This window comes from Burkholderia sp. AU38729 (assembly GCF_020419725.1).
Lineage (GTDB): Bacteria > Pseudomonadota > Gammaproteobacteria > Burkholderiales > Burkholderiaceae > Burkholderia.
This window is the reverse complement of record NZ_JAIZQO010000002.1, coordinates 63,270-78,902: the sequence shown is the minus strand read 5'-3', so window position 1 is coordinate 78,902 and position 15,633 is coordinate 63,270. Positions and strand designations below refer to the sequence as shown.

The 15,633-nt window shown below is 68.7% G+C and carries 18 protein-coding genes; 6 read left to right on the top strand and 12 right to left on the bottom strand.

Features of this window, described 5'->3' with window-relative positions; translation table 11 throughout:
- Positions 1–664: 664 nt before the first annotated feature.
- The 3 genes from LGM56_RS05420 to LGM56_RS05410 all read left to right on the top strand — a co-directional run bounded on the left by LGM56_RS05420 (position 665) and on the right by LGM56_RS05410 (position 3,318).
- Positions 665–1,462: a response regulator transcription factor gene (locus LGM56_RS05420; protein WP_089496970.1), complete on the top strand. Its 798-nt coding sequence runs from the start codon at positions 665–667 to the stop codon at positions 1,460–1,462.
- A gap of 106 nt (positions 1,463–1,568) precedes the next feature.
- Positions 1,569–2,828, top strand: a complete 1,260-nt coding sequence (locus LGM56_RS05415; RefSeq protein WP_226203351.1) for a hypothetical protein — start codon at positions 1,569–1,571, stop codon at positions 2,826–2,828.
- Between the two features lie 58 nt (positions 2,829–2,886).
- On the top strand, positions 2,887–3,318 hold the full coding sequence (locus LGM56_RS05410) for an outer membrane protein assembly factor BamE (protein WP_179254895.1): 432 nt from the start codon (positions 2,887–2,889) through the stop codon (positions 3,316–3,318).
- A 37-nt stretch (positions 3,319–3,355) separates the two neighbouring features.
- Here LGM56_RS05410 and LGM56_RS05405 read toward each other — a convergent pair whose 3' ends face one another.
- Entirely contained in the window at positions 3,356–3,985 is a 630-nt protein-coding gene (locus tag LGM56_RS05405) for a GNAT family N-acetyltransferase (protein ID WP_226203349.1), read from the bottom strand.
- A 223-nt stretch (positions 3,986–4,208) separates the two neighbouring features.
- Between LGM56_RS05405 and LGM56_RS05400 the strand changes: the two genes are divergently transcribed.
- Entirely contained in the window at positions 4,209–5,063 is an 855-nt protein-coding gene (locus LGM56_RS05400; RefSeq protein WP_089458199.1) for a methionyl-tRNA formyltransferase, read from the top strand.
- 49 nt (positions 5,064–5,112) lie between these two features.
- Here LGM56_RS05400 and LGM56_RS05395 read toward each other — a convergent pair whose 3' ends face one another.
- The 11 genes from LGM56_RS05395 to sctU form a co-directional block, all read right to left on the bottom strand.
- Entirely contained in the window at positions 5,113–5,568 is a 456-nt protein-coding gene (locus tag LGM56_RS05395; protein WP_046547806.1) for a CesT family type III secretion system chaperone, read from the bottom strand.
- Positions 5,569–5,691: 123 nt separating this feature from the next.
- Complete coding sequence (locus tag LGM56_RS05390) at positions 5,692–5,895, bottom strand: hypothetical protein (protein WP_046547807.1); 204 nt, start codon at positions 5,893–5,895, stop codon at positions 5,692–5,694.
- A 93-nt stretch (positions 5,896–5,988) separates the two neighbouring features.
- Positions 5,989–6,219 carry a hypothetical protein gene (locus LGM56_RS05385; protein ID WP_046547808.1) on the bottom strand — a complete coding sequence of 77 codons (231 nt, stop codon included), beginning with the start codon at positions 6,217–6,219 and terminating at the stop codon, positions 5,989–5,991.
- Between the two features lie 30 nt (positions 6,220–6,249).
- Entirely contained in the window at positions 6,250–7,359 is a 1,110-nt protein-coding gene (locus tag LGM56_RS05380; RefSeq protein ID WP_226203347.1) for a secretion protein, read from the bottom strand.
- Between the two features lie 164 nt (positions 7,360–7,523).
- Complete coding sequence (locus LGM56_RS05375; RefSeq protein ID WP_226203345.1) at positions 7,524–8,345, bottom strand: hypothetical protein; 822 nt, start codon at positions 8,343–8,345, stop codon at positions 7,524–7,526.
- 12 nt (positions 8,346–8,357) lie between these two features.
- Positions 8,358–8,621 (bottom strand): type III secretion system export apparatus subunit SctS, encoded by a 264-nt coding sequence (sctS, locus tag LGM56_RS05370; protein WP_046547810.1) that lies wholly within the window; start codon positions 8,619–8,621, stop codon positions 8,358–8,360.
- Between the two features lie 11 nt (positions 8,622–8,632).
- Positions 8,633–9,283 (bottom strand): type III secretion system export apparatus subunit SctR, encoded by a 651-nt coding sequence (gene sctR, locus LGM56_RS05365; protein WP_089458202.1) that lies wholly within the window; start codon positions 9,281–9,283, stop codon positions 8,633–8,635.
- The gene (sctQ, locus tag LGM56_RS05360; RefSeq protein WP_226203342.1) at positions 9,267–10,433 is read right to left on the bottom strand and encodes a type III secretion system cytoplasmic ring protein SctQ; all 1,167 of its coding nucleotides are present in this window, start codon (positions 10,431–10,433) and stop codon (positions 9,267–9,269) included. Before sctQ ends, sctR begins: the two co-directional genes overlap by 17 nt.
- Before the next feature lie 80 nt (positions 10,434–10,513).
- Positions 10,514–11,164 carry a type III secretion system protein SctP gene (gene sctP / locus LGM56_RS05355; RefSeq protein ID WP_089496963.1) on the bottom strand — a complete coding sequence of 217 codons (651 nt, stop codon included), beginning with the start codon at positions 11,162–11,164 and terminating at the stop codon, positions 10,514–10,516.
- Positions 11,165–11,173: 9 nt separating this feature from the next.
- The gene (gene sctV, locus LGM56_RS05350) at positions 11,174–13,267 is read right to left on the bottom strand and encodes a type III secretion system export apparatus subunit SctV (RefSeq protein ID WP_226203340.1); all 2,094 of its coding nucleotides are present in this window, start codon (positions 13,265–13,267) and stop codon (positions 11,174–11,176) included.
- Between the two features lie 8 nt (positions 13,268–13,275).
- Positions 13,276–14,337 (bottom strand): type III secretion system export apparatus subunit SctU, encoded by a 1,062-nt coding sequence (gene sctU / locus LGM56_RS05345; protein WP_089496961.1) that lies wholly within the window; start codon positions 14,335–14,337, stop codon positions 13,276–13,278.
- A gap of 311 nt (positions 14,338–14,648) precedes the next feature.
- On the opposite strand from sctU, the gene LGM56_RS05340 reads away from it, so the two are divergent.
- A complete protein-coding gene (locus tag LGM56_RS05340) occupies positions 14,649–15,221 on the top strand; it encodes an HrpB1 family type III secretion system apparatus protein (protein ID WP_226203338.1) in 573 nt (190 codons plus the stop codon).
- An 18-nt stretch (positions 15,222–15,239) separates the two neighbouring features.
- Positions 15,240–15,632 (top strand): type III secretion protein HrpB2, encoded by a 393-nt coding sequence (locus tag LGM56_RS05335; RefSeq protein ID WP_046547815.1) that lies wholly within the window; start codon positions 15,240–15,242, stop codon positions 15,630–15,632.
- Position 15,633 lies beyond the last annotated feature (1 nt).

The window sequence follows — 15,633 nt, the reverse complement described above, 5'->3', positions numbered from 1 at the left end:
ACCATCAATCGACGCGCGATGAATGGAAGGCGCACTTCATGAAAAATCGGCATAAATCGACACAATGGAATCATTGCGGATTTAATCGAATCGACATAAAAGATTGTCGCCAGCGCAATCGGTCGATATTAATTTGTTTACACATCAAGATAAACAAATCAAGGCGAAATAAGCAAGGGAAGCCTCATTGACAATTCGTTACAGATAAGCGCAATACGAAAGTTTGCCGGATGCAGCATAATCTCATCGCATTGCGGTTTTCCTGGGGTCCGCATAACAATTTGCGCGACACGATCAACTCATTTTTCATTGATTTGTTTACCGATTAAGCTAAACGAATTCAAGCGAATTCAATGATGGGAATGGCATTGAAAATCAATACCAATGTTTCCCACGTGGCTATTTTTCAGGTGACGCCATTTGCGTATAGCTGCGGCGTATTCCGCTGATTTCGCCTGACATTCTCCGCTTACCGATCCGGCTCCCTTGCCCGGGGTCGTATGTAGCATTCATCGCATCCGCCTTCGACGATGCAGCCCGTCGCCGTCGCCGGAGCATCCAGTTGCCGCAGTCGGAACCATGACATCGCTCCTCGCATGAAGCCGCCCGCCGGCCGGCATGGACGACGCCTTTCCTGCCTGCTCATACAGGGAACGAGCTGATAATGAATCTTGCGGTTTTCTCCAAAGACATGACGCGGCGCGATGCAATCTGCAGCCATCTCGCCGCGAACGGCATCGCCGTCGACCGGTTCGACGACGAAACGACCTTCGCCCGCGCGCTCACGCGTCGCGAGTTCGATGCGATCCTGATCAGCATGGAGCGGGGCATCGATCCGCAGCATCCCGTGCTCGTCCATCGCGCGTGCCACGGCGTCCAGCGCGCGCCGCTGATCCTGATCTGCTCGCCGGGCGACAGCATGGACGCCGTGGACCTGCTGGATTACGAAACGGACGAGATCGTGCTCGCGCCGATCAGCCTGCCGGAACTGTTGCTGCGTCTGCGCCTGACCAGCCGCCGGCTCCAGTGCACGCGCAGCAGCGTGGACCGCGAACGCTTGACGTGCGGCCCGTACCGGCTGGATCGCCACGCGTCGGCGGTCAGCGTGGCCGGCGACGTGATCCGGCTCACGTCGCGCGAGTTCGCGATCGCGTGGATGCTGTTCTCGCAGTTCGACAAGTACGTCGCCCGCGGCGAGATCGCACGGACGGTGTGGGGCAGCCCGGAGGACGTCGTCAGCCGCTCGCTCGAACAGCACATCTACAAGCTGCGCAAGAAGCTCAGCCTGAACGGCGAGCACGGCGTCTACCTGCGCACGATGTATGCCGTCGGCTACCGCATCTTCATCCAGACGAGCGAACACCGCGTCGCGCCGGTACGGCAACGCACGACGATGCCGGTGCCGGCGTATGCCGACGACATCGATGCGCCGGTCGCGCGGCACGCGGCCGCCGGGCGCTGACGCATGACACGGGCACGCGCGACGATCGATCGAGCCGCGGCACGTTGCCTGCCGTGGCTTCGCCGGATGGAAGCGCGCGCCATCCCGTTCGCCCCGGTTCGCTCCCATGTCTTCGCACATTCCATCACACCGCACGGCAACTGAGGCCGCCCGGACCGACGACACGCGCGGGCCCGACGGCGCGACGCCGGATGCCGCGCGCGATGCGGTGCAGCTCGACGGCGATGTCGTGCTGAGCCTGCTCGCGGTGATCGGCGGCGGGGGCGCGGAACTGAAGGACGCGGCCGGTGGCGGGCAGGGCCAGGGGCGGCCCGCGGACACGGCGCCCGCGCCGGCACGTGACGGCGTACCGTGGCCGCGCACGGCGTCCGGTGCGCCCGGTGCGCTTGGTGTGCCCGGCATACGCGGGGGCGCGACAGGGCCGGTGGCGCCCGGCACGGGCCCGGCACTCGCTGGAAGCGCGCAGGCAGGTGGCAACGCGGTATCGGGCATCGTGCCCGACGAAGGCGGCGACACGGCCCAGCGGCAGGAACCTGAGCTGGCCGCGCCCGAAGGCGCGCTGCCACTTCCGTCGGCACCGGAGGGCGACCTGTCTCCTCGGTCCGGTGCAGGTAACGCCGGGGCATCCGCGGCCGATACGCAGCCGGCGCTGCACTCCGCAGGTCGGGACGACGTCGGGCCGCACGCCGGCGGCGCGGCCGGCGAAACGGTGCGGGGGCTGGCCGGAACGCCGGTTTTTGCCGGACCGGCAGGGCCACTCGCAACGCCACCGCGTGCCGGTGCCGGCGCCGTCGCGCAAAACGAGCCGTTCACTCCGGCACGCGGTCATGCACTGCCCGATACGGAACCGCGAGCGTCCACGCTGCCCGTCACCACCACCGCCACGACGCAAATGCCTACGGCGCGACGCGGCGAAGCGGCACCGACGGCCCGCTCCGCCCACGACGTCATCGCCGATGCAGCCGGCACGGCCGGCCGCTACGCGAGCGCGACCGTGCGCCGCGCAGGCACGCTCGCGGCCGCCACGGGACGTTCGCTGGCCGCGCACGGCGCGGCGCTGCCGGGCGTGCGCGCGCTGGAGGCCAACCTCGTCGAACGCGGGTGGCTCGCCCGTCGTACGCGGTCGTCCGTGCCATCGGACGAAGCCGGCATCGGTACCGGTGCCGGCACGGATGCGGGCGATCCGTCGTCCGTCGCGTCGGGCAACGAAGCCGCCGGCGTGGTGAACGTCGTGCGGTTCGTGGTGCAGGCACGCGAATGGCTGGACGAGCGACGCCCGCGCACGCCGGCGGCCGGCTGCCCGCATCGCCGCAGCCTGCGTTGCCGCTGGCACTGCCGCGCGGGATGCACACGGCGCGGCCCATGAGCGAGCACCGCCTCGTTCCTTTTCAACCGACCAACCGACGGGGATGACCCGCTTCGACATGAGAATCGACACGATGCAGGGCGCGGCGATCGCGCTGCTGGGCAGCATGCTGCTCGCGGGTTGCAGCACGCCCGCACCCTCCGCGGCAAACGGCACGCCGGTGTTCCCCGATCCGGGTGCGGCATGGGTGGCCGGCGGCGCCCGGGTCAGTGCGCGCGACCTGCGGCAGGTCGTGCCCGGCATCACCGAGAACCAGGTGTACCTGCTGATTCATGAACCGCATTTCAGCGAAGGCACGTACGGCGTCCGCGCGTGGAACTACCTCTTCAAGCTGCCGACCGGCCGCCCCGGCGAATACGCGACGTGTCAGTACCAGGTGCAATTCGACGCGCACCGGCTGGTCCAGGCGACGCACTGGAAAGACCCGGTGTGCGCGCAATACGCGACGCCGGGCGCGACCGCGGCGGCGATCCCGGCCGACGCGCCGTAGTGCGGCTCAGGCGGCGCGGCGGAGCGCACCGCCTGCGTCACAGGCGCGCGCGGCCGCCGGACGAATCGCGCAGCAAGTCGCGCAGCCAGGTGCCGGCATCGGGCGCCGGCGCGGCTGGACAAGCGTGCCGGGTCAACACGTAAAGCAGGCAGTCCGCTGCGTCCAGATCGCGATTCGGCTGCGGCTCGTGACGTTTCAGCACCGCTTCGCAGCGGAAACCCAGGCGCTCGATGCAGTGACCGGCCGGGCTGCCGGCCACGCAACGCGCATGGATCCGTTGCACGCCGCGCTGGCCGAGCAGCCAGCCGAGCAGTTCCTGCAGCGCCATCAGGCACGCGCGCCGGCGCCGTGTGCCGCCGCGCTTCGCGATCATCACCGACAGGCGAACCCCGGGCAGGTCGGGGGTGAGTTCGATCACGCCCGCGAGCTGCCCGGTGGCGCGGCACTCGCACACATAGCGGATCAGCGTCCGGTTACGCCAGCCGCGGCGGGCTTCGGCGATATACGCGTGGGTTTGCGCGAGATCGCCGTGACGCCCGATCGGCAGGTACTTCATCGTTTCGGGGTCGCTCAGCATCTGCTCGAAGAGCGCGGGCGCATCGCCGGGCACCAGCGGGCGAAGTATCAGCCATTCGGTTTCGAGGTGGGTCAACGGGGGCAGTCGCATGATGATCGCTCGTCATCGATCGGTCGGATCAGTGTTGCGCAATGGCGTGCGCCGCGGCGCGAATGCGCGAACCTGCACGTGCGTCACGGAATGTCTTCGCATGGGTGGCGCCGGGTTCGTCGCACCGCACGGGTAGCGCGGTGCGTCGTGACATGCTGGCGGATGCGCGGCGCCGCGTGGCAGGCAGCACCGGCCGCCGCCGTTCCCTCGATGGAGATACCGCATGCGTTTCGCACTCGCAGGATTCGATCTGTTTCATGGGGTACTCGAGACATTCGCGAGCGCCGGATGGACACCCGTATCGCTGTTCAGCTTCGTGACCGACGACCGTGTGAATTCGAATGCGGAGATCGTGTCGCATGCGACGCGGCACGGGCTGCCGCTGCAGCTGTCGCGAATCGACGAAGCCGCGCTGCGCACGCTGCGCGATCTCGATTGCGACGTGCTGGTGGTGGCCGGGTATGGCTGGCGGATTCCGGACTGGACGCCGTACGTGCGGCACGCGATCAACTTCCATCCTTCGCTGCTGCCGCAGGCGCGCGGCCCGTACCCGCTGATGCGCGCGATCCTGGATGGCCATCGCGAATGGGGCGTGACCTGCCATCGGATCGCACCGGAATTCGACGCCGGCGAAATACTGGCCCAGGAGCGCTTCGCGCTCGCCGCCGACGAGTGCCACGAAAGCCTGCAGCTCAAGGTGCAGATGGCCGGCTGCCGGCTCGCGCAGCAGGTCGCGTACCGCTTCGACGCGCTGTGGGCCGCGCGCGTGCCGCAGGCGGGCGGCAGCCATTGGCCGATGCCGTCGCAAACCGACCGCACCCTCGATTTCACGCAGCCGGTGGATCGCGTGATGACGCAGGTCCGGGCCAACGGGCTGCACGAATGCATCGCGCACGTCGGCGGCAGCGTGCTCTACGTGCGGCGTGCGGTCGGCTGGCACGAACGGCATGCGTGGGAACCGGGCGCGATCGCGCACGTCAGCGGCCGCCGGTATGTGATCGCGGTGCCGGACGGTTTCGTCGCATTGCTCGAATGGAGCGCGCTGAGCTTGGCCCGTCGCGCGGACATCGGGCCGTGATCCGCTGCGCGCGGCGCGTACGGGCGGCGCGATTCGGCCGGTCACGGGGTCACGCCCGCAGCCAGAAGAATTCGCCGGAAGCGATGCCTTCGAACATCTCGTCGCTCGACTCGATGATGTTCTGCCGCCAGTAGCGGCCGTGGTCGGCATAGTGAACCAGCAGGTCCGCGAGATCGGCACCGCTGAAATCGGGATCGAAGGGCAGCCGCAGGATCAGGACGATCGAGCCCGTGTCCGCGTCGATGCCGAGTTGCGCCTGGTCCTGCGCGTAGATCAGCAGGTTGGCCTCGAGCATCAACCGGAAAATGTGCAGCGTGCGGCCCGCCGTGACGGTGCCGAAGTGGAAGTTCGCGTAGATCGCCTCCTGGTCGCGCTCGACGTGCTCGAGACGCACCTCGAACCCTTCGACCTCGACCGAACCGGTTTCCTGCACGTAGTCGACGTCGTGAAGCCCGACTACCGCGCAAAACTGGGCCACGAGTTCGAGATAGCGGGGATCGTTCATGAGCGGGACGACGCGACGAAAGCGGGAATGAGAAGAGGCCGGCGCGCCGGAGCCCGCCGGATGACCGGGTCGGGCTGGCCTGTCGCGCCGGCGGTGGCGCCGCGGTGCGGCGTGCGAAGCGCGTTACTGGTTCTTCGCGATGTCCTTGAGCGAACCGGTTGCCGAATTGGTGGCGTTGGCTGCCGCCGTCGCCGCATTCAGCTGGGCGTTGTTCGATGCCTGGGCGGTGGCTGCCGCCGAGCTCGCCTGCGTGATCGCGGTCTGTGCCGCCGTGGATTGTTCAATGCTCGCGACTGCTGCACCTGCACCTGCCAATGCGCCTGCCATGGTGATTCTCCTTGTGAAGTGACGACGGTTACTGCGGATAAACCGTTCTCGAGCGGCAAGGGCCGCAGCGGAACAGAACGGAAGCGGGGCGCGCTACGCCCGCCGGATCTGCTGGATCACGCGCGTGGCGGCCAGCAGGCCGCGGTAAAGCGTCGCGCGATTCCGGTTGTCGATCTCGGCGCCCGGCGTGGCGTTGTTCACGTTCTCAGCGATCTCGGCGAGCGCGCGCTGGATCCCGTCGATCGTCGGCGCCGCGTTCGGATCCCTGACGACCGCGGAAAGATTGTCGAACTGCTTGGCGTAGGGCGTAATCGGTTCGTACATGTCGGTGGTCCTGTCGAGGTCGGTGGAAAGTCAGGAGTCCGGCGCAGCCGGGCGGGGCGCGGCATGCACCTGCTCCGCGCTGCGCACGATCGTGCTGCTGTCGACGGACGGCAGCGCCGGGCCGGAGGCGACCGGCACGCCGGACGCCGGCACCGGATCAGCCGGCGCGTCCGTCATGTAGATGTGCTTGACGCCGTCCGGCGTCTGCGTGTACTGCACCGTGTCCGACGACACGATCTCCGAATACTGTCCGGTCACGGGCGCGGCGTGGCCGGGATGCTCGACCGCCTGCACGACGAGCCGCCGGATGTTCGAATCGAGGTCGGCGCGCACGCGCGTGACGGCCTTGTCGAGCGCGTCCTTGCTGTCGACCGTGCCGGTGATCGCGAACTCGCCGTTGCCGAGGTACTTGACGCGCACGCCCGCGATGCCGAGTGAATCCTCGATGCTGTGCACCGCGTTCTGCGCGACGTCGTAGCTGCGCACGACGTCCTTCGATGCGATCTTCGCGAGCGTCGAGCGGACGAGCTGATCGTCGGCGAGATTGGCGACCATGCCCGTCACGACGCTCGTGTTCCCGACCGTGCGCACCTGCAGCTCGGTCATGTGCGCGGCCGCGAGCGCGTCCTGGATGCGGGTGGTCCGGTAGTCGGCGCCGTGTCGCAGCGCGGCCTCGCTGTCGGGCGCGGTGGTCAGCAGCACGGCGGTGCCCGCGACGATGCCGATCGCGATGCACGCGACGAGTGCGCCGTAGTAGCGTCGCCGCTTGCGCCGCTCGGCATCGACCCGCGCATCGGCAGGCCGGGTCAGCAGCGTCGACAGCAGGTCGAGATCCGACGGCCACGGCACGTCGTCAGGACCCACGCACAGGATCGTCTCGCCGAACCGCATCGGCACGAAATCGACCAGGATCACCGTTTCCGGTTCGGCCGCGGTATCCGCGGGCGTGGCATCCGGCGCGTCGATACGCGTGATCGCACGCACGACGCCGGACGGATCGACGTCGAGCGTCACGTCCGGGCCGCTCCAGTCCGTCAGACGGATATCCGCATCGGCACCGCCATGAACCCGATGCTGACCCGGCGCGAGCTGCAGCATCGCGCCCGCATGGAATCCCGTCAGTATCCGTAGCTGTTTCATGAGCGAAGCGTTCAATCGATATCAGGTCCGTATGCCGAATCGGCGGTGCCGTGCACGACGGGCGCGCATCGTCCGTCTCGCTGTGAATGTAGAGGCTAAAAACGCGCTGCCGGCCCCGGATGCGAAGACTTCGCGTGTCGAACGAAGCATCGGGCGCCACCGCGCTACGGCATGCGCCGCAGCGCGCGCAACGTGTCGAGCGCGTCCGCGAACTGTCGCGGTGTGCGCGGGCGGTCGAACTGGCGCAGCAGCAGGCCGGCCAGCACGTTGAAGTCGCGTGCCGCTTCCGGCAGCGGTGCCGCCCCCCGCTGCGGCGGCTGCGTGCGCAGCATCTCGAGATCGGCCTCGGGCAGCGCGACGCCGGACTGCTGCACGCGCAGCCAGCGCGCCGACCACGCGTGCACGTGCGCGGCGACGCCGGCACCCGGCTGCGCGGCGAGCGCGCGTGGCAGCGCGAGCAGTTCGCGGGCGCACGCGTCGCGCAGCGCGCGCGGATCGAGGCCGGGCGCAGGGGCAGGTGGCGATTCCGCGGCGCGCGTCGACGCGGCCGGCCCGGCCGTGGGCCTGCGGCCGGTCTTGAACGTGGCCGTGGCGACGCGTTCCGTTTCGTTCGCATCGTCCTGCTCGTCGCCCTGGCTGTCGCGCCCGCCGCCGTTTCCGCCCCGGCGTTCGTGCTCGTCGCCGGATATCTCGAGTTCCGGCGGTTCGCCGGCGGTGTCGGCGCCGTCCGCTCCGTCGAGCGAACCGGCGCCACGTTTGCCGCGTGCGGTGCGGCGGCGCCGGGCGAGCCGCGCGGCCATTTTCTTCGCGCGCTGCATCTGCGCGGCATTCTGCTGTGCCTGCATGCCGCCGTGCGCGAAGCGCGTGCCGCGATACAGCGTCGCGAATTGCCCGGCCGGCTTCGTGCGCGACGGTTTCGCCGACTTCCGGTGCGCGGCCGCCGCCTGCTGGGCGAGTGCGGCGGAGTGGGGTCCGATACGTGTCATCGCGGCCTCGCGTCAGTTGGGAAACGCCGTTCGCATCATCTCGTTCGCGAAATGCAGGATCGCGGCGCAGGACAGCGGGGCGGCGATCACCAGCACGATCGTCACGGCGATCAGCTTGACCGCGAACGGCAGCGCCTGGTCCTGCAGGGACGTGATCGCCTGGACGAACGACACGGCGAGCCCGACCGCGGCGGCCGCGATCACGAACGGCAACGACACCGTCAGGCACAGCAGCATGCCCTGGGTGGCGGCGTGAACCAGCGAATCGACGTCCATGGCGGCTCCGGTCATTTGTAGGTCAGCACGAGCCCGTGGATCAGCGCCGACCATCCGTCCATCACGACGAACAGCAGCAGCTTGAACGGGATCGCGACGTTGGTCGGCGACACCTGGTTGAGCCCCATCGACAACAGCACGTTCGCGATGATCAGGTCGATCACGATGAAGGTCACGTACAGCAGGAAGCCGATCTTGAACGCGTCGGTGAGCTCGGTCAGCGTGAAGGCCGGCGCGAGCACGATCAGGTCGGTTTCCTTCAGCGACTGCGCCTCCTCCTTCGGCCACACGATCGACGCCGATCGCATGAAAAAGCGCTTCTCGCGCTCCTGCGTGTGCTTGATGAGGAACTGCCGGAACGGCTCGCGTGCCGCGTCGGCCGCCTGGATCACGGCCTGCGACGATTGCGGCGAGATCGTCTGGCTGCTCAGCGTCTTCGCCGCCATCATGCCGATGGGCGCCATCACGTACACCGACACGAGGATCGCGATGCCGTTGAGCACCATGTTCGGCGGCACCTGCTGCACGCCGAGCGCGTTGCGCAGCAGGCCCAGAACGACGACCACCTTCGCGTACGACGTCACGACCATCGCGACGAACGGCAACAGGCCGATCGCAACGACGATCAGCAGCAGGCCGGACAGGTCACCGTACTGAACCATGCTCGTGCGCCATGCGGAGAATGCGGATGCCGACGTGTTCGCCGATGCCGACCAGTTCGCCGTAGCCGATCACCTGGCCGTGCGCGACGAGCTTGAGCGTCAGGTCGGCGATCGCGGTCGGCAGCTCGATCACGTAGCCGGGCGCGAGCGACGACACCTCGTCGATCGTCAGCGCAACGGTATCGGCGACGAACTGCACCGGCAGCTCGAGTTCGCCCACTTCGACGGCTTGCTCGGCATCCGGGGCATCGAGCCCGGCGTCCGGCGTGTTCAGGACGGTGGTTTCCGTCATCACGGGTTCCTTCAACAAAGTGATCGTTCGGGTTTGCACGGCCACCGCGGCCCGGCCATGCGCGAGGCCCGCGCTGCCCCAGGTCGCGAAGGCGACGGGGTGCGGCGCGGGGTCCGCACGGGCGCCGGCGCCGTGCAGCCACGCGGCGTCGAGCGACGGATCGAACACGCGCAACAGGATGTCGCCGCCGCGCAAGCTCTGCAGCGTGTCGATCGACAGCGCCTTCACGCCGAGCACGAGGCTGCCCGGCACGCGCAGCGACGCATCAAGCCAGCCGGCGCGCGCGGTGCGCGCCAGGCACGCATCCAGCCACTCGATGCAACGGCCCGGCAACTGCACGAGCGCGTCGTGCCGCCGGTCGCGCAGCGTCAGCGACAGCGCGACGGTCACGCTGTGCGGGCGCGGCGCCGGCCACGCGCCGCGCCGGACCGCGACGACCTGCGCGCCGGTCAGGCCGAGCGTATCGAGACAACCCAGCAGCGGCGCGCACAGCACGTTCGCGACGGCGTTGCGCAGGGTCAGTTCGGGGCTCGTGCGCCGGTCGGCAGCCTGGGCCTCGGACCACGCGCAGACCGATAGTGCGGGGTAGCGTTCGAGATCGAGCAGCAGATGCGCGCTCACGGGGCCGGCCGGCGTGTCGATCCGCAGCTCCGCGACGGCCGGGTCCGCATGGTCCGGCGTGTCGACCGCGAAGCCGCAACGAAAATCGCGCACGCCGAGCGTGTCGTGCAGGAACACCGGCAGGCGCGCATCGAACAGCCGGCGCGACGCATGCGCGCGCGCCGGATCGAGCGGCGGCAGGACGAGCGGCGCGCACGGCGCGTCGCCGGGGGGGATCGAATGCCGAATCAGTTTCATCCGTGGCCGGAAAATGCCGCCGTTGGCCCGCGCAGGCCGCCCGCCGGGCGTCGTGCTCGAGGCAATTCACGCGGGGCCGGCTACCACACCGTGAGACGGACGGTCCGCGGCTGCCCCCATGCCCGCAGCATCGTGTCGAGTTCCTGTTCGAGCGCGACGCTGTGGGCCAAGAGTAACTGTCGTGCTTCGCGATCCTGTGTTTCGAACCGAAGCTGCAGGTCGAAATGCGAAAGCGACACGTGCAGTTCGGTGGCCGCGAGGATCCGGTCGCTCAGCACGACGTGCGCTTCCCACTGCCCGCCGGCCGCGACCGCGGGATCGCCGCAGAACGCCGCGATCTCGCGCGACAGCACGCCGAGCAGCCCGAGGTGGTCGCGCTGCTCCTGCAGCGTGACCGTCGCGATCGGTGCGGCGGCGCTGGCGATGCGCGCGGCGATGGCGCGACATTCGGCCAGTTCGGCGGGCGTCGGCGCCGGGTCGGAAGCGGGCGCGTCGCGCTCGTTCGAGATCAGCGGGAACGGCTCCGCACGGCCGGACGACGGATCGGCTTCATCGGACGGATCGTTCTGCTGGCGCGACGCGGGCGGCGCATCGGATACCGGGCGCGCCACGGTGCGGCGCGTGGCCAGCAGCGCCGCGTAGTCGAACCGGCGCGCGCCGCGCGCGGTCCGCGGGGGCGCGTCGTCCGGGGGCGGCAGCGCTCGCGCGTCGCGGCTGTCGATGCGGGGCACGGCGCGGCGTCAGACGGTGATGCGGCCGATCGGGCGCAGATCGACGTGCTCGCCCAGTTCCTGGTACGAGTACACCGCCAGCCAGTCGAGCTTCGCCTCGATCATCCGGCGCACGTAGCGGCGGATGTCCATCGACGTGACCAGCGCGACGCCGTCGGTCGGCTGCGGCCCGACGACCGCCTGGATCTTGTCGATCAGCAGGCCGATCTCGTCCGGTGCGAGCGCAAGGAAATTGCCGGTCGGCGTCTGCTTGATCGCCTGCCGGATGTGCTGCTCGATCGGCAGGTCGAGCAGCACGGCCGACAGCGTGCGCTGGCCGCGCGTCGCGCGATGCGCGATGAAGCGCGACAGGTCGCCGCGCACGTACTCGGTCAGCATCAGCATGTCCTTTTCCTTCGGCCCCCACGCGATCAGGCTTTCCATGATGGTCCGCACGTTGCGGATCGAGATCTGTTCCTCGAGCAGGCGCCGCAGCACGTCGGCGATCCGCTGCGGCGGCAGCACCTTCTGGACTTCCGCGACGAGCCCCGGGTGATCCTCGCCGAGCTGCTCCAGGATCCACTGCACCTCCTGGATGCCGAGGAACTGCGTCGCATGGTGGCGCATCAGCGCGACCGACGCGTGCGCGACGACCTGCTCGGGGCCCCACGCCGGGATCCGCGCCTGGGCCTCGTGTGCGTCGACCCAGTGGGTCGGCCGCCCGCCGGGATCGATCGGCGGCCGCGATTCGCCCTTCGCCACCAGCGCGTCGCGCTGCTGCACGTCCTCGGCTGACAGCGGGGTGCCCGTCGCGACGCGCTCCGGCTCCGGCAGCATGACCATGCCGGCCGGCAGCTCGACCAGCAGATGCGGCACGTCGTGAATCAGGATCTCGGCGTGCATCGCGGGCAGGCCCGCATGGGTCCACATCGTGATGCCGGGAAACGGCAGCCCCAGTTCTTCCTGCAGCCGTGCGCGCTCCGCGCCGAACGACTTGTCGAGCACCGGCAGCACCAGCCGCTGCATCAGGTCGGGGGCGACGCGCACGCCGATCGGGCAGGCGAACTGCGGCGCCCGCGTCATGATCGCGGGCGTATCGGCCTTCGCGCCCGAACGCTGCATCGCCTGCAATCCGTCCTGGGCCGGCCCTTGCTGCGGCTGCCGGTCGTTCAGCTTGTACGCGATGAACGCGAGGATCGCGGACAGCAGCAGGAACAGCACGACCGGAAAGCCCGGCACCAGCGCGAAGCCGAGCAGCAGCAGCGCGGCGAAATACAGCGCGCGCGAACTCGAGCCGAGCTGGCGGCCGATTTCCTCGCCGAGCGAGCGCGGCTTGTGGCTGCGCTCGTCCGCGACCCGCGTGATCATCACGCCCGCCGCGACCGACAGCAGCAGCGACGGAATCTGCGACACCATCGCATCGCCGACCGACAGCACCGAGAAGCGGTTCGCCGCTTCGCCCGCGCTCATGCCGTGATAGGCGACCCCGACCGCGATGCCCGCGACGATGTTGATGGTCGTGATCAGCAGGCCGGCGATCGCATCGCCTTTCACGAACTTCATCGCGCCGTCCATCCCGCCGTGCAACTGGCTCTCGATGGCCAGCGTCGCGCGGCGGTGGCGCGCCTCCTCGGGGCTCAGCAGGTTCGCGCGCAGGTCGGCGTCGATGCTCATCTGCTTGCCCGGCATCGCGTCGAGCGTGAAGCGCGCGCCGACCTCGGCCACGCGCTCCGAGCCTTTCGCGATCACGATGAACTGCACGGTCGTGATGATGATGAACACGACCAGCCCGACGACGAGGTTGCCGCCCACCACCAGCTTGCCGAAGCTGTCGATGATGTGGCCGGCCTCGGCGTGCAGCAGGATCGACTTGGTGGACGCAATGTTCAGCGACAGCCGGTAGAGCGTCGTGAACAGCAGCAGCGATGGAAACGCGGACAGCGACACGATGTCCGGCACGTACATCGTGACCATCAGCAGCGTGACGCTGATCGTGATGTTGATCGCGAGCAGGATGTCGATCAGCTCGGGCGGCAGCGGCAGGATCATCAGCGAGATGATCGCGGTCACCAGCAGCGCGATGCCGATTTCGCCGCCTGCCGGGAACTTGAGGGCCTTGAACATCGGAACGCTCAGTGAAGGGGTGGGGTGGAGGGCGAGCCGATCGCGTCGACCCAGCGCAGGATCGCGGCGACCGTCTCGAACAGCTCTTCCGGTATCGGCTGGTTCAGCGTGACCTTGTACAGCGCGCGCGCGACGGGCGGGTTGCCGATGATCGGCACGCCCGCGTCGCGGGCCGCGCGCCGCAGCGATGCCGCGTCCGCATCCATGCCCTTCGCGATCACGACGGGCAGCGGGTGTTCGTCGGGCGCATAGCGCACCGCGACCGCGAAGTGGGTCGGATTGACGACCAGCACGTTGGCCAGGCCGACGCGCGGCTTCGGCGGCGTGCTCGCCAGCTCGCGCGCGAGGCGGCGGCGCTCGCCCTTGAGTTCGGGGCTGCCTTCCTGCTCCTTGTGCTCGCGCTTCACCTCGTCCTTGCTCATCTTCATCTTCTTGATGAACAGGAAGCGCTGCAGCTTGATGTCGACGGCGCCGACCAGCAGGAAGATGCCGACGGAGATCGCGCCGAGCTTCGCCAGCATGTCCCAGAACATCAGCGACAGTCCGCCGAGCGGCTGGTAGATCGAGCCGACCACGAGCGGGAACAGCCACTTGATCGACTGCCACATCACCCAGCCGAGGATGATCGCCTTGACGACCATCTTCGCGCAGTCGATCAGGCTCTTCGCGGAAAAGATCCGCTTGATGCCGCTCGCCGGATTCACCGTCTGCAGGTTCGGCGTGACCGGCTTGGTCGCGATGCGGAAGCCCGCTTGCGCGACGGAGCCGGCCGTGGACGCCAGCGCGGCGGCGAACACGCATGGCACGATCAGCTTCAGCGCGGTGGCGCCGAGCCGGAACAGGTCGGCGTGCATGCGCTCCAGCGTGCGGTCCTGCGCGACGAACGACAGCGGGATCGACACGAGCTCGTGCAGCCCGTCGCGAAAGAGCGGCACCGTCGCGACCAGCGCGATCAGCGCGCCGGCCATCGACAACGCGTCGGCGAAGTCGGTGCTGCGCGCGACTTCGCCGTCCTTGCGCGCATCCTCGAGTTTCTTGTCGGTGGGCTGTTCGGTCTTTTCGTCGCTCATGAATGGGCCCGCGGCACATCTCGGCCGGATCGGATCAAAAGGGGCGCGCATTCACGCCGCTGCGATGACCTTAGCGCCCGCCGCACGCGGCCGGCGGGCGCGATGCGAAGCGGCGCGGCGCGTGCCGAAGCGAGCGGCCGGCCGGCGCGGCCCACCGGGCCCGCTTCGCCTCGCGCGTGCTGGCTTCGCATGCGCGCCGGCCGGCCGGGGCGGAATTGCTATGTTGGCAGACGTCGGCATGCATCCGGCGGCGAGCCGCCCGCCGCACGACCGGCCGGACCGTTTTCCTCTCATCGCAGGAGTGCATTGCCATGACCGTAGACACGCCGGAGTACCTGAACTGCAGCCCGGAATTCATTGGCGGGCTGATCGAGACCGTCTCCGTGGCGCTGCTGGACAATTTCCCGAATACGCCCGTCGACCTGTTCGACATCGAGCAGGTGATCGACGCGCTGCGGCTGCTGCGCCCGCGTGTGGTCGAGATCGATGCGCTGGACGGCCTCCTTCGCATGGCGAAGGGACAGTGGCAGGAAGCGAACCAGGTCCTGCTGCGGGTCATCGAGATGCGTCCGCAGTTCGGCTATGCGAAGGCGCTGCTGGCGTTCTCGCTGTCGTCGATGGGCGACCCGTCGTGGCGGCAGATCGCGACCGAGGCGCTCGCGGACGATCCGCACAACAAGGACACGCGCGCGCTGGTGCGGGCGCTCGAAGTGAAGGACGAGGTCGATCGCGCGATCCGTGAGCATCGTCCGGGCCAGCCGTTCGTCGCACCGGCGTCGCTCGAGGAAGCCGGCGCACGCACCGACGCACCGCAGGACACCGTGCAGCACGCCCCCGCGCCGGCGGCCGAGATGTTCCACGGCGGCGCCTTCCTGCGCGCGTGATTCAGAGGAGGCACCGAGATGTCCATCGATCCCGTCAGCCAGCTCGCACCGGCCGCCCTCGACGCAACGGCGGCGACGCCCGCGGCCGCGTCCCCCGCGACGACCGAGCTGGGCGACAAGTTCACGGCGCTGATGGCCCGCGCGCCGATGGCGCCGCCCGAGCACGCGGGCAGCCATCTGTCGTCGTCGGTATCGAAAGCGATTGAGGCGCAGGACGTGCAGTTCCGGCACACGATCGAGGATGTCGGCAAGCTGACGGCCGACCTGCCGGGCATGTCGATGACGGAGATGACCCAGCGCACGATCCAGATGATGTACGAGATGACCAGCATGCAGATGAACATGCAGGTCAAGATGAGCCTCGCGGAATCGTCGAAGTCGTCGGTGCAGACGCTGATGAAGAACCAATGAG

What these genes read in the sequence shown, in the direction of transcription:
- LGM56_RS05420 (WP_089496970.1), top strand. Translation starts at nt 665, where the DNA reads ATGAATCTTGCGGTTTTCTCCAAAGACATGACGCGGCGCGATGCAATC.
- LGM56_RS05415 (WP_226203351.1), top strand. Translation starts at nt 1,569, where the DNA reads ATGTCTTCGCACATTCCATCACACCGCACGGCAACTGAGGCCGCCCGG.
- LGM56_RS05410 (WP_179254895.1), top strand. Translation starts at nt 2,887, where the DNA reads ATGAGAATCGACACGATGCAGGGCGCGGCGATCGCGCTGCTGGGCAGC.
- LGM56_RS05405 (WP_226203349.1), bottom strand. Translation starts at nt 3,985, where the DNA reads ATGCGACTGCCCCCGTTGACCCACCTCGAAACCGAATGGCTGATACTT.
- LGM56_RS05400 (WP_089458199.1), top strand. Translation starts at nt 4,209, where the DNA reads ATGCGTTTCGCACTCGCAGGATTCGATCTGTTTCATGGGGTACTCGAG.
- LGM56_RS05395 (WP_046547806.1), bottom strand. Translation starts at nt 5,568, where the DNA reads ATGAACGATCCCCGCTATCTCGAACTCGTGGCCCAGTTTTGCGCGGTA.
- LGM56_RS05390 (WP_046547807.1), bottom strand. Translation starts at nt 5,895, where the DNA reads ATGGCAGGCGCATTGGCAGGTGCAGGTGCAGCAGTCGCGAGCATTGAA.
- LGM56_RS05385 (WP_046547808.1), bottom strand. Translation starts at nt 6,219, where the DNA reads ATGTACGAACCGATTACGCCCTACGCCAAGCAGTTCGACAATCTTTCC.
- LGM56_RS05380 (WP_226203347.1), bottom strand. Translation starts at nt 7,359, where the DNA reads ATGAAACAGCTACGGATACTGACGGGATTCCATGCGGGCGCGATGCTG.
- LGM56_RS05375 (WP_226203345.1), bottom strand. Translation starts at nt 8,345, where the DNA reads ATGACACGTATCGGACCCCACTCCGCCGCACTCGCCCAGCAGGCGGCG.
- sctS (WP_046547810.1), bottom strand. Translation starts at nt 8,621, where the DNA reads ATGGACGTCGATTCGCTGGTTCACGCCGCCACCCAGGGCATGCTGCTG.
- sctR (WP_089458202.1), bottom strand. Translation starts at nt 9,283, where the DNA reads ATGGTTCAGTACGGTGACCTGTCCGGCCTGCTGCTGATCGTCGTTGCG.
- sctQ (WP_226203342.1), bottom strand. Translation starts at nt 10,433, where the DNA reads ATGAAACTGATTCGGCATTCGATCCCCCCCGGCGACGCGCCGTGCGCG.
- sctV (WP_226203340.1), bottom strand. Translation starts at nt 13,267, where the DNA reads ATGTTCAAGGCCCTCAAGTTCCCGGCAGGCGGCGAAATCGGCATCGCG.
- sctU (WP_089496961.1), bottom strand. Translation starts at nt 14,337, where the DNA reads ATGAGCGACGAAAAGACCGAACAGCCCACCGACAAGAAACTCGAGGAT.
- LGM56_RS05340 (WP_226203338.1), top strand. Translation starts at nt 14,649, where the DNA reads ATGACCGTAGACACGCCGGAGTACCTGAACTGCAGCCCGGAATTCATT.
- LGM56_RS05335 (WP_046547815.1), top strand. Translation starts at nt 15,240, where the DNA reads ATGTCCATCGATCCCGTCAGCCAGCTCGCACCGGCCGCCCTCGACGCA.